This is a genomic window from uncultured Formosa sp. (assembly GCF_947500765.1).
In the GTDB taxonomy this organism is placed as follows: Bacteria; Bacteroidota; Bacteroidia; order Flavobacteriales; family Flavobacteriaceae; genus Formosa.
On sequence record NZ_CANMTH010000002.1, the window covers coordinates 443,490 to 456,766 of the forward strand.

The 13,277-nt window shown below is 32.8% G+C and carries 12 protein-coding genes; 6 read left to right on the forward strand and 6 right to left on the reverse strand.

The window, feature by feature from the left end; all coding sequences use genetic code 11:
- On the forward strand, positions 1-1,494 hold the full coding sequence (locus Q1B05_RS05000; RefSeq protein ID WP_299778226.1) for a potassium transporter TrkG: 1,494 nt from the start codon (positions 1-3) through the stop codon (positions 1,492-1,494).
- Positions 1,495-1,595: 101 nt separating this feature from the next.
- Entirely contained in the window at positions 1,596-1,868 is a 273-nt protein-coding gene (locus Q1B05_RS05005) for a hypothetical protein (protein WP_299778228.1), read from the forward strand.
- Positions 1,869-1,920: 52 nt separating this feature from the next.
- Here Q1B05_RS05005 and Q1B05_RS05010 read toward each other — a convergent pair whose 3' ends face one another.
- Positions 1,921-3,108, reverse strand: a complete 1,188-nt coding sequence (locus Q1B05_RS05010; RefSeq protein ID WP_299778230.1) for a pyridoxal phosphate-dependent aminotransferase — start codon at positions 3,106-3,108, stop codon at positions 1,921-1,923.
- 11 nt (positions 3,109-3,119) lie between these two features.
- A complete protein-coding gene (locus Q1B05_RS05015) occupies positions 3,120-4,220 on the reverse strand; it encodes an acyl-CoA desaturase (RefSeq protein WP_299778232.1) in 1,101 nt (366 codons plus the stop codon).
- A gap of 136 nt (positions 4,221-4,356) precedes the next feature.
- On the opposite strand from Q1B05_RS05015, the gene rsmG reads away from it, so the two are divergent.
- Positions 4,357-4,986, forward strand: a complete 630-nt coding sequence (gene rsmG, locus Q1B05_RS05020; protein WP_299778234.1) for a 16S rRNA (guanine(527)-N(7))-methyltransferase RsmG — start codon at positions 4,357-4,359, stop codon at positions 4,984-4,986.
- Here rsmG and Q1B05_RS05025 read toward each other — a convergent pair whose 3' ends face one another.
- The 4 genes from Q1B05_RS05025 to Q1B05_RS05040 form a co-directional block, all read right to left on the reverse strand.
- Entirely contained in the window at positions 4,987-6,108 is a 1,122-nt protein-coding gene (locus Q1B05_RS05025; protein ID WP_299778236.1) for a lactonase family protein, read from the reverse strand.
- Positions 6,109-6,224: 116 nt separating this feature from the next.
- Complete coding sequence (pruA, locus tag Q1B05_RS05030; protein ID WP_299778238.1) at positions 6,225-7,853, reverse strand: L-glutamate gamma-semialdehyde dehydrogenase; 1,629 nt, start codon at positions 7,851-7,853, stop codon at positions 6,225-6,227.
- Positions 7,854-8,023: 170 nt separating this feature from the next.
- Complete coding sequence (gene apaG, locus Q1B05_RS05035) at positions 8,024-8,410, reverse strand: Co2+/Mg2+ efflux protein ApaG (RefSeq protein WP_299778240.1); 387 nt, start codon at positions 8,408-8,410, stop codon at positions 8,024-8,026.
- Between the two features lie 106 nt (positions 8,411-8,516).
- Positions 8,517-9,770 (reverse strand): DUF5103 domain-containing protein, encoded by a 1,254-nt coding sequence (locus tag Q1B05_RS05040; RefSeq protein WP_299778242.1) that lies wholly within the window; start codon positions 9,768-9,770, stop codon positions 8,517-8,519.
- 193 nt (positions 9,771-9,963) lie between these two features.
- On the opposite strand from Q1B05_RS05040, the gene Q1B05_RS05045 reads away from it, so the two are divergent.
- Genes Q1B05_RS05045 through Q1B05_RS05055 form a run of 3 tightly spaced genes read left to right on the forward strand, consistent with a single transcriptional unit; the run spans position 9,964 to position 13,276 of the window.
- Positions 9,964-11,319 carry a Na(+)-translocating NADH-quinone reductase subunit A gene (locus Q1B05_RS05045; RefSeq protein WP_299778244.1) on the forward strand — a complete coding sequence of 452 codons (1,356 nt, stop codon included), beginning with the start codon at positions 9,964-9,966 and terminating at the stop codon, positions 11,317-11,319.
- 2 nt (positions 11,320-11,321) lie between these two features.
- A complete protein-coding gene (locus tag Q1B05_RS05050; RefSeq protein ID WP_299778246.1) occupies positions 11,322-12,521 on the forward strand; it encodes an NADH:ubiquinone reductase (Na(+)-transporting) subunit B in 1,200 nt (399 codons plus the stop codon).
- 2 nt (positions 12,522-12,523) lie between these two features.
- On the forward strand, positions 12,524-13,276 hold the full coding sequence (locus Q1B05_RS05055) for a Na(+)-translocating NADH-quinone reductase subunit C (protein ID WP_299778249.1): 753 nt from the start codon (positions 12,524-12,526) through the stop codon (positions 13,274-13,276).
- Position 13,277 lies beyond the last annotated feature (1 nt).

A 13,277-nucleotide genomic window follows, 5' to 3' on the forward strand; every position in this document is an offset into this window, starting at 1 on the left:
ATGAAATTAAATCATAAAATTATTTTTTATTTCTTAGGATCTCTATTGTTATTCAATGGTGGTTTTATTTTGTTGTCGGCTATTGTTAGCTTGTTTTATGATGATGGTGTTATCCTTAAATTATTTATTTCAGGATTCATTCCTATCGCTTTAGGTGCTATTATAATGTATAGTACTCGAGATCATAAAAAAGAAATAAATAAACGAGAAGGTTATATTATTGTCACTTTTGGCTGGTTAATCATGACATTATCCGGCACGCTACCCTATATTATTACACAAAGTATTCCTAATTTTACCGATGCTTTTTTTGAAACCATGTCTGGTTATACCACAACGGGGTCGTCTATTTTACATGATATTGAAATTATTCCGCATGGTGTGCTATTCTGGAGAAGTTTAACACATTGGATAGGTGGCATGGGAATTATTGTATTGGCAATTGCTATACTTCCATTATTAGGAATAGGAGGAATGCAGTTATTTGCTGCTGAAGCTCCAGGACCAAGCGGAGATAAATTACACCCAAGAATTACAGATACCGCTAAACGTTTATGGCTAATTTATTTTGGTTATACAGTTGCCGAAACCATATTATTATGGGCTGCAGGAATGACGTTTTTCGATGCTATAAATCATGCTTTAGCAACTCTGTCTACAGGAGGGTTTTCTACCAAAAATGCAAGTGTAGCCTATTGGAATCATCAACCAATTATACAATATATCATTATTGTTTTTATGTATCTGGCTGGTGCTAATTTTGTACTTAGTTATTTTGCTTTTAAAGGGAAGATTCAAAAGATTTTAAAAGATGAAGAATTTAAACTGTATACTACATTTATAGCCATTTTTACAGTAATTGTAGCTTCTATTATTTATTTTAGAGCAGATTTAGGAATGTCTACTATTGGGCATCCAATGGTTTGGGGACAGGCAGAAAGTGCTTTTAGGCATGCCTTGTTTCAAGTTTTGTCTATTATTACAACTACAGGATTTGTTTCTGCAGATTATACGTTATGGACACATTTTCTAGTGGTGTTTTTCTTTGGTTTAATGTTTTTAGGAGGATCGGCAGGAAGTACATCTGGAGGTGTAAAAGTCGTGAGACACTTAATTATGATTAAAAACGGATTCATGGAATTTAAACGTTCGCTTCATCCTAACGCAGTATTGCCTGTGCGCTATAATAATAAAGCCGTTTCAGGAGAAATTGTATTTAATGTTTTAGCTTTTTTTATACTATATATGTTGTCCTTTATTATTGGAGCCTTAGTGTTTTCTATGCTTGGTATTAATTTTGAATCAGCAGTCGGATTATCAGCCTCAAGTTTAGGAAACGTAGGTCCAGCTTTAGGAAACTTTGGCCCAGTAACAAATTATGCAGCATTACCCGCTTTTGGGAAATGGTGGTGTAGTTTTTTAATGCTTATCGGGCGTTTAGAACTGTTTACTGTACTGGTGCTGTTAACGCCTTTCTTTTGGAGGAATCGTTAGTCGATTTTGTTTTGATCTTTTTTAAGTATAATGATTTTACTATGAGTTTATTATATTGAAATAATTTCTTATTTTGTATAGTAATTTTTAAATATCATTAGATGAGTTTTGGAGGTGCAACACAGACAATGATAACAGCTTTAAAGAACAATAAGAAATTATTGCATAAAAGGAAATCGTTAAAAGATAATATGGGAGGCTATTCTGATGGTCGTAATCCTGTTGAATTTAAAACGCCAAATGCTAATAATTTCGAATTAAGTAAGTTAAGGCGTGAACTTCAAAAAGAAAATAATCAAGTTTTTAATAAGAGAATAACTTTGTTAATCACTTTTTTAATTATTTTAATAAGCGTACTTTATTTTTTTGCATAAAAAAGCCACTATCCTAAAATAGTGGCTTTTTTCAATAATTATAAATGTATTATTAAGCAGTAACAGCTTCTTTAATACGTTTTAGAGCTTCAATAATAGTGTCTTGAGACGCTGCATAAGAAATACGGATACAGTTAGAGTTTCCGAAAGCTTCTCCAGTTACAGTTGCTACGTGAGCTTCTTCTAATAAATATAAAGAGAAGTCTGTAGCGTTATTTATTGTTTTTCCTCTTAAAGTTTTTCCGAAGTATTCAGAAACGTTAGGGAATACATAAAAAGCACCTTCAGGAATATTTGTTTTAAACCCGTCGATGTCGTTCAATAAATCTAAAATTAAATCACGTCTAACTTTAAATTCATCTACCATAAATTGAATACGTTCTGGAGATTCGTTTAATGCTGTAATTGTAGCACGTTGTGCAATACAGTTTGTTCCAGAAGTAATTTGTCCTTGCATTTTAGTACACGCTTTAGCAATCCAGTCTGGAGCGCCAATATATCCAATTCTCCAACCTGTCATGGCAAAGGCTTTTGCAACACCATTTACAGTAATTGTACGATCGTACATACTTGGAATAGCAGCAAAACTAAAGTGTTTTGTACCGTAGTTTATGTGTTCGTAAATTTCGTCTGAAAGGATAAAAATATTTGGATATTTTTCTAAAACTTCAGCTAAAGCACGGTATTCTGCTTCTGTGTAAATTGTTCCGCTTGGGTTGTTAGGCGAGTTAAAGAATACCATTTTCGTTTTAGGAGTAATGGCAGCTTCTAACTGTGCTGGCGTAATTTTAAAATCGTCTTCAATAGATGAAGGGATTTCTTTATAAGTCGCTTCACATAACGTTGCAATTGCAGAATAGCTTACCCAGTATGGTGCAGGTAACAATACTTCGTCTCCAGGGTTTAATAAAACCTGAGCCACATTTGCAATAGATTGTTTTGCTCCTGTAGAAACTACAATTTGAGCAGGTGTGTATGTTAAGTTGTTATCACGTTTAAATTTTGTAATTACAGCTTCTTTTAATTCAACATAACCATCAACTGGAGAGTATGAATTATAATTGTCGTTAATCGCTTGTATAGCAGCGTCCTTAATATAATCTGGAGTGTTAAAGTCAGGTTCTCCCAAACTTAATCCGATAATATCAATACCTTGAGTTTTTAATTCACGTGCTTTTGCTGCCATGGCTAATGTTGCCGATGCAGGCAGACTTGTAATTCTGTCTGAAAGTTGATTCATTTAATTAGTAGTTAAGATTGTAAAGCTGGTTTTCTACCCATTTCTCGTAAATAGTTAAAGTGTGCAGCAATAGCTTTACGGGTCGTTTTATATTCGTTGTAAGGTAAATTAAATTCTGTAGCAGTTTCTTTCACTATTTTAGCAATTTTAGAATAGTGAATGTGGCTAATGTGAGGGAAAATATGATGTTCCACTTGGTGGTTTAATCCTCCAGTGTACCAATTAATAATAGCGCTTTTTGCTCCAAAATTAACGGTTGTTTTAAGTTGGTGAATAGCCCATGTGTTTTTCATTGTACCATCTTCTTCAGGAAGTGGCATTTCTGCTTCTTCCATAACGTGTGCTAATTGAAAAACAACACTTAAAATTAAACCAGCAGTATAATGCATAATAAAAAAGCCAATTAAAATTTTCCACCAAGCCAAATCTAAAACTACCATTGGTATAATAATCCAGATACTAACATAAATAATTTTTGAGATTACTAATTTGCTCCAATTCGCTATTGGGCTAGGGAATTTTCCATATGATAACTTACGTTTCATATAGCTTCTCATTTGTTTAATATCAGTAGTAATGGCCCAGTTTATAGTTAGTAAACCATATAGCAAGACAGAATAGTAGTGTTGAAATTTATGATGCCATTTCCATTCAGAATGTCGGGAAAAACGCAAAACACGTCCAGCTTCTAAATCTTCATCATGACCGTGAATATTTGTATAAGTGTGGTGTAATACATTGTGTTGTACTTGCCAATTGTAAACATTTCCAGCAAGAATATATATACTACTTCCCATTAATCGGTTAACCCAGTCTTTATTAGAGAAGGCTCCGTGATTTCCATCGTGCATTACATTCATTCCAACTCCAGCCATACCAATTCCCATTACAATGGTTAGAAGTAATTGTGCCCATTGTGGGATGTTTGTTGTTAAAATTAAAAAGTAAGGCGCTAAAAATATGGTAAACATGATTATGGTTTTTACCCATAATTTCCAGTTACCAGTTCGTTTAACATTGTTTTCTTTAAAATACTCATTAACGCGTTTGTTCAGTGTTCTAAAAAATTTAGCCGGATCCTGACGTGAAAATGATAATACTTGTTTAGTCATAAAATATTTATTTAACAGCAACTAAATTAGGAGGTTGCTATTTTGGACAAATATAATTAATAAAGCAGCGCAACTTATTATTTAAATCATAAAAAAATGTTGTTAAAATGTATATTTTTGCCAAAAATTAAATGAAATGGACCTTATTTTAAAGTACTTCCCGGATTTAACAGACGATCAGATTTCTAAGTTTCAGAAATTAGAAAGTTTATATCAAGATTGGAATTTAAAGATTAATGTGGTGTCTAGAAAAGATATTGATGAATTGTACTTACGTCACGTGTTGCATTCGTTGGGTATTGCAAAATTAATTTCATTTAAAGATGGCACTAAATTGATGGATGTTGGTACTGGCGGTGGTTTCCCTGGAATTCCTTTGGCAATTCTGTTCCCAGAATGTTCTTTTCATTTGGTAGATAGTATTGCTAAAAAATTAAAAGTAGTTTCTGATGTTGTTGAAGGTTTAGGATTAACCAATGTGAAAGTAACCCACAGTCGTGTAGAAGAGATTAATGATAAGTATGATTTTATTGTAAGTCGTGCTGTTGCTGCTATGCCTACTTTTGTGTATTGGACTAAAGGAAAAATAGCCAAAGAACAACGAAATGACCTTAAAAATGGAATTATCTATCTTAAAGGTGGTGATTTAGCAGACGAGCTTCAAGACTATAAAACAGCTACAATATATAATTTAAGTGATTATTTTGAGGAAGATTTTTATGAAACTAAAAAAATTGTTCATCTTCCCCTTAAGTATAAAGGTTAATTATTCAAATAAAATACAAGACGGTGTTGGCGCTTTAATTTCATCTACAAATGTTAATAGCCCACTGTCTTGATCTCTTTTGTACGATATTAAATTATCTGAATTTCGATTAGCAACTACTAGAAAATCTTCATTTGGAGACAATGCAAAATTTCTAGGTGTTTTTCCTCTTGTAGATTCATATCCTATTGCTGTTAATACACCGTTTTTACTATCGACTTTAAAAATGGTGATGCTGTTATGTTCACGATTAGAGGCGTATAGAAATTTACCGTCGGACGAAATATGAATGTCTGCACAATAAGAGTTACCTGTATAATCTTTAGGTAGCGTTGTTATGCTTTCTTTTGTAACGTATTTTTCATTTGCTGAGCGTTCTACTTTAGTTATGGTGTTATCTAATTCATTTATCACATAAATCCATTTATTATTTGGGTGAAATGTTAAATGTCTAGGTCCTGCGCCTTTAGGCATAAGTAATGTGTCTTGTAAGCTAGCTTTAAGTGTATTTGTATTTTTATCAATTTTGTAAAACCATAAACTATTTGTACCTAGATCTACTGAAATAATGTCGTCGCTATTAGGAACACTATATACAGAATGTGCATGCGGACCTTCTTGTCTAGATGTTGTTCCCTTTCCTATGTGTTGTTTTATATTTAAGGTGTCGCTTAAATGTCCGTTGTCGTTTAATTTTAGAAGACTTACGCTTCCGCTTCCGTAGTTTGCAGCTAAGACGTAGTTGTCTTTGTTTGTTGTTACAAAGCAAGGATTCATTCCGCCAGAAGGCATTGTGTTATTTAAGATTAACGAATCTCCTTTAATATTAAAAGATGATATTGTACCTTGTTTTGGATCTAATTTGTTAGCCGCTATAAGGTGTTTTTTGTCTGCTGAAAAACTTAAAAAAGAAGGACTTTCTGTGATTGCTTTAAGTCCTATTTCTGTAAAATATCCCTCTGAATTTAATTCGTATTTATAAATACCTTTACTGTCTTTATTTGTATAAGTTCCTACATAAAAAGGAATGCTTTCAGGTTGTATTTCTGGAGTTGATTTTTTTGAGTTACAACTTGTAAAAAGGCATAAGGAAAGACCTAAAATAGATAAAAACGTTTTCATGTTTTGGGTTATTTGTTTGTGGCACTAATTTAAGAATAATTCTGTCCAAGAAAAAATGAGATAAAAAAACCTGTCTAATTTTTTAGACAGGTTTATAATGTAAATTTTAAAATAACTTATTCACCTAAAAATGGGTAACGGTAATCTGTAGGTGTTACAAATGTTTCTTTTATCATACGTGGAGAAATCCAACGCAGTAAGTTCTGAGCGCTTCCTGCTTTATCGTTAGTTCCAGAAGCTCTAGCACCACCAAATGGTTGCATTCCAACAACTGCACCTGTAGGTTTGTCGTTTATATAAAAGTTTCCTGCTGCATTTTGTAAAGCTGTAGTTGCTTCTATAACAGCATACCGGTCTTGAGCTAAAATGGCACCAGTTAGTGCGTATTCGCTAGTTTCGTCAACTAATTTTAAGGTTTCGCTGTAGGCGTCATCTTCAAATACATAAATAGTCATTACAGGGCCAAATAGCTCTGTACTCATTGTTGTGTATTTAGGATTTGTTGTTAAGATTACGGTAGGTTCTACAAAGTATCCTTTACTCTTATCGTATCCACCTCCAACTATAATTTCAGCATCAGTATCTGCTTTAGCTTGGTCTATATATTTAGCTAATTTATCGAAAGAACCTTCATGGATAACAGCTGTTACAAAGTTGCTAAAATCTTCAGGAGATCCTTGTTTAAATGAGTTTACATCTTCAATTACGTAAGCTTTAACTTCTTCCCAAATACTTTTAGAAATATAAGCGCGAGAAGCGGCACTACATTTTTGTCCTTGGAATTCGAAAGCTCCTCTTACAATAGCTGTTGCTACTTGTTTCGGTTTCGCTGTTTTATGGGCAACAATAAAATCTTTACCACCTGTTTCTCCTACAATTCTCGGATATGTTTTGTAGTTGTGAATATTGTTACCAATTTTTTTCCATAGCTCTTTAAATACATATGTAGAACCTGTAAAATGTAATCCAGAGAAATCTGGACTAGATAACACAACATCGGTAATCATTTCTGCATCTCCAAAAACCACATTTATTACTCCTGGAGGAACACCTGCGTCTTTAAAAACATCCATAATTACTTTTGCAGAAAATACTTGGCTATCACTTGGTTTCCAAACTACAACATTTCCCATTAAAGCCATGCAGGCAGGTAGGTTTCCAGCAATAGCAGTAAAGTTAAATGGTGTTACTGCATATGTAAAACCTTCAAGAGGTCTGTATTCTACTTTATTCCAAGCGTCGCTTGTGCTTTCTGGTTGTTCATGATAGATGTCTGTCATGTACTGCACATTAAAACGTAAGAAATCTATCAATTCGCAAGCCGAATCAATTTCTGCTTGGTGTATTGTTTTAGATTGCGCAATCATAGTTGCAGCATTTATTTTATCGCGGTAAGGTCCTTGGATAAGTTCTGCTGCTTTTAAGAAAATACCAGCACGGTGTTCCCAAGGCATTTGAGACCAGGCTTTTCTCGCTTCAAGAGCTGTAGCTATGGCGTCTTCTACATGCGATTTTTCTGCTAAATGATATTGACCAACACTGTGTTTGTGGTCGTGAGGCGGAGACATTGTTCTGGTATTTCCAGTTTTTACGTCTTTTCCGTTAATATATAAAGGTACATCAACTTTACTATTAAAAAGTTCCTTGTAGGCAGCTTGTACAGCTTCACGTTCTGGAGTTCCAGGCGCATAACTTCTTACAGGTTCGTTAATGGCAATTGGTGTATTAAAAAATCCTTTTCCCATAATGCAATTGAGTTTATAAATATGTTAGATTCAAACAAAGTTACATTTTTTTAACGGGAATAGTAGTGCGATAAATTCCTAAAAAGCCGTTAAATATTGGACTTTTAAAAATTTTAAAAGTGAAGGATTGAAAGATTGATAAAATTTTATAAAATTAAGATGTCGGACTTTTAATTTATGGCAAACGGCGCACTAAGCTTGAAACTAGGTATAATAACTTTAAATGTTTTTGCATTGTTTAAGTTTATCATGTTGTAATATCCAGACATGGCTCCAAACGGAGATGTTAACATGCATCCAGATTTGTAAGCGTGAGTTTCTCCTGGTTTAAGTATAGGTTTGTAGCCAACAACACCTTCACCAGACACTTCTTCTTCCTTATTTAAAGCATCAAGTATGCTCCAGTGTCTTGCGTATAATTGTACGGTGTCTTTACTTTGATTTTCAATAGTAATCTTATATTCAAAAGCATACTGTATTCTATAGTTATTATAGTACGTGCCTTTAAAAGATGTCTCTACAGATATTTTAATCCCTTTTGTTACTTGTTGAACCATATACTTGACTGATAAATAGCGTGTTTAGCTGCGCAAAAATACAAATTTAAAGTGTTAACTTGTATTTAATACGTTTTAAACAACAAAAGTAATCAATAGATAAATACTAATTTGAAATGTTTACAGAACTTGCTTCTCCAACTCCAATTATTTTATCGTAACGCCCACCAAGATCTCTGTAGTATACAATTACTTTATAATCGTTTTCTGTTTGGTAATAATTTCCGCTAATTTCTCCTTCATCTATAATGTTATTTTCGTCTTGAGTAACAAATTTATAATTGTAGAATCCTTGTTTTAGTAATAAAGGTATTTCGTAGATGCCTTTTTTTGTATTGTATATCATTTCTGTACTTTTGTTTACGGCGTAATTATTAAAATTTCCGTAAACATGCATTGTTTTGTTAGGTGGTAACTGTTCTGATTTTAAAGAAAAATGTATCCATGCGTAATCTGCTTCTATATTAGGATCTGTTGCGTCTATATTATTAATTACAAAATTTCCGTTAATATCAGGGTTATATGTATATACTGAGTTTTTTTGAGGTACATTAGTAAATAAGTAGCTGTTATATAGTTCTTGTAAACTCACAAAATTTATACCACTATTAGCGACACGAATATCTTTGTTTTCAAAATAAAAGTATTCGTTTCCTCCCCAAAAAGTAGTTTCTTTATTGTATTTGTATATCAAACTATGTCCCATAGTATACGTCGGTTTTACGTTATTTATGGCTGTGTTTAAATTGTTGTTTTTAATAATTGTGGTTTTTACTGTTTGTAATGGGTTCTGAAATTGAATAGCACTTGAATTAATAACCAAATCGACCGTTTGTTTTTCGTTTATAAATTTTACATCTCTAGAAATTTTTATAGATACACCAACGGTTGCGCCACCTTCATTTATCATGAATTTTCTAGAAAACATAAGATTATCACTTTCATCAAAAACTTTCATCATATAATTTCCAGATAGTTTTAAGCTACGCACTTGTTCATTAGGAATAGAAAGCGTGTAATGCGAATACATTTGGTAGGTGTTATAAGAATTCTCGTAAGTTGTAATGCGTTGTTTGTCGAAGCCATCTATATATTCAGAACGCATTAAACTTGAAGGTGTCCAATCGTAATTATAATGTTCTATAGAGTAATAAAAATCGTCTTCATTACCGTTAAGTACATCAAATTCTAGTTGTAAATTTTCACCAAGATCTAAAATAGGAAGCATGCTAATGTCTGTATTTCCTTTAAACATAATGGTCTTAATGTAATCTGGAGGACTTATTTCATGTTGTACTTGAGCAAAGCAGAAACTTTGAATAAAAATTATTGGGAGATATAAATATGATTTAATATTCATTTTTGTACATTTAAAAGGTAAATATAAGGAAAAATAAAAGCTAGTATTGTTTTTTATTTAGAACAGATATAAATAAATAAGATATATGCTAATTCGAACTATTTTATCTTTTTATTCTTAAATTTGCTCGGATTTTTCAATCGTATCAGCATTGAAATCAGTATAACTATTATTAATACATAGATTTATAAATATGTCAAACGACATTAAGATTACAAAAGGTCTAGACATTAAACTCAAAGGTGAAGCTGAAAAGGCTTTAGAAAGTGCTGTAATAAGCAATACCTACACCTTAAGGCCTGAGGACTTCCACGGAGTTATTCCCAAATTAGTTGCAAGAGTTGGTGATAAAGTAAAAGCAGGTAGCCCTGTGTTTTACGATAAAACTAACGAAAATGTTCAATTTGTTTCGCCTGTTTCAGGAGAGGTTATTGATATTTTACGTGGTGAAAAACGTAAGATTTTAGCCATTAAGATTCAAGCAGACAAAGAGCAAGCATATCAGGAAAACGAAAAAATTAATGTTAATTCTGCAACTGCTGAAGCTTTAAGTTTATACTTACAAGCAACAGGGTGTTGGCCGTTTATTAAACAGCGACCATACGATGTTATTGCAAACCCAACAAAACAGCCAAAAGCTATTTTTGTTTCAGGTTATGATAGCGCACCTTTAGCAGTAGATTTAGATTTTGCTTTACAAGGCAAAGGCGCGGAATTACAAGCTGCAGTTACTGCTCTCGGAAAATTAACGTCAGGACAAGTTCATGTGTCTGTTAAAAACGGATCAAATTCGCCATTAGCAGGTTTGTCAGGAGTTTCTGTTCATAAATTATCTGGTCCACATCCCGTAGGTAATGTTGGAACTCAGATTAATAAAATAGACCCTGTAAATAAAGGAGAAGTGGTTTGGACAATCAATCCACAAGATCTTGTTATTATCGGAGAATTATTATTAACAGGTAAGTTTAATGCCGAGCGTATTGTTGCTTTAGTAGGATCTGCGGTTAAAAAACCAAGATACTTTAAAACTAAAATAGCAAGCGAAATAGCTACTATTATTTACGATAATGGTATCGAACAAGACGGTAATAACCGTGTTATTGTTGGTAATGTGTTATCAGGTAAACAAGTAAAACCAGATGGAAATTTAGATTATTACAGCAATTTAATTTCTGTGATTCCTGAAGGTGATGATTATGAGTTTTTTGGATGGAACAAACCAGTATTTAACAAGATCTCAACGTCAAGAGCTTTAACGTTCTCTTGGTTAAGTCCAAATAAAAAATACGATTTAAATACAAATACAAACGGAGAGCACAGAGCTTTTGTATTAACAGGTAATTATGAAGAGGTTTTTCCTTTAGATATTTATCCTATGCAAATTCTTAAGTCTTGTATGTATAAAGATTTAGACGAAATGGAAGCACTTGGTATGTACGAAGTTGCTCCTGAAGATTTTGCGTTAACAGAATTTGTTTGTGTATCTAAACAACCACATCAGGAAATTATTAGAAAAGGTTTGGATGTAATGATTAAAGAAATAGGGTAATCATGGGTTTAAAAAGTAATTTACATAATTTAAAAGAAAAGTATAAGGGTACCAAGATGGCACCAGCGTTTAATGCATTGCATACGTTTTTATACTTGCCAAATGATACCACACATAATGGTACTCATATAAAAGCAGCCGACGATTTAAAACGTACAATGAATACGGTAATCATGGCTATGATTCCATGTTTAATTTTCGGAATGTTTAATGCAGGATATCAACATTTCTCTGCATTAGGTACTCCAGTAGATTTTTTATCTTGGGATGCATTTTACATTGGTTTAATTAAAATTTTACCATTAGTAGTCGTGTCTTATGGTGTTGGTTTAGGTATCGAGTTTATTTTCGCTACTATTAAAAATCACGAAGTAGAAGAAGGTTATTTAGTAACAGGTATGTTAGTACCTTTAATTGTACCAATTGATATTCCTTTATGGATGCTAGCAGTAGCAGTTACTTTTGGAGTTGTTATTGGTAAAGAAGTTTTTGGTGGAACAGGGATGAATATCTTAAACCCTGCATTAACAATTCGTGCATTCTTATTCTTCGCCTATCCAACTTGGATGTCTGGTGATAAAGTTTGGATTCACGGCGCTGTAGAACGTACAAAAGAAATCGCTGCAGGAGCAAATATTGATGCTATTTCAGGTGAAACCATATTAGGAAGTCTCGCTCAAGGGCATCATATAGATTATTCGATTTCAGATATGTTCTTTGGATTTATTCCAGGGTCGGTTGGGGAAACATCCACATTCTTAATTATTTTAGGAGCTTTATTTTTAATTTTCACTAAGATTGGAAGTTGGAGAATCATGCTGTCTGCTGTAGTAGGAGCTTTAACAATGGGATTAATTTTTAACGGTGTTGTCTCTTCAGGATGGATTACTGAAACAAGTAAATTCTATACCTTAATGAGTACAGAATTCTGGCATCATTTAATAATTGGAGGTTTTGCTTTTGGTGTTGTGTTTATGGCAACAGATCCAGTAACGGCATCTCAAACAAATAAAGGGAAATGGATTTATGGGTTCTTAATTGGATTCTTATCTATTATGATACGTGTTTTCAACCCTGCATATCCAGAAGGTGTAATGCTTGCAATTCTATTAATGAATGTGTTTGCACCAACTATTGATCATTACATCATTAAAGGTAATGTGAAGAAAAGAATGAAACGTTTAAAAGTAAAAACGGCTTAACAATGGAAAATAGAACAGATAAAAATTCATATACTATTATATTTGCTATAGTAATGGTTTTTGTTGTAGGTGCTTTATTAGCCTTTACAGCATCTTCATTAAAACCTAGAATTGCAGAGAATCAGCGTATAGAAAAGCAGCAAAATATTTTGTATGCTATGGGGGTTAATGATAATACAGAAGGAAGTGCCGTTTTTGTTTCGACAACAGATGCTCCTGAATTATTTGAGAAATACATCACTAAGCAATTAGTTATTGAGAATGGAGTAACTAAAGAAGATAGTGAAGCGTATTTAATGGATATTAAAAAGGAAAAAGCAGCAGCTGTTTCAGATCCTTCTAAAAGACGTTTACCATTATTTATTGGTGAAAAAGATGGTAAAACACTATACGTAATTCCAATCTATGGAAAAGGATTATGGGATGCCATTTGGGGATATGTTTCAATGGACGAAAATATGATAGTTCAAGGTGCTTATTTCGATCATAAAGGTGAAACTCCTGGTTTAGGAGCAAATATTAAAGAACGTTTCTTTATGGATGATTTTATTGGTGAACATTTATTAGATGCTTCGGGTAATTTTAAAGGAATTACTGTTGCTAAAGGAAATGCAGATCCAAAAAATGAAGATAAAACAGATAATGAGGTTGATGCAATTGCCGGTGCTACTATTACAGGAAATGGGGTAACTGCAATGATTAAAAGTGATTTAAAACTTTACAAACCTTATTTCGATAACTTAAAAAATAATTAAT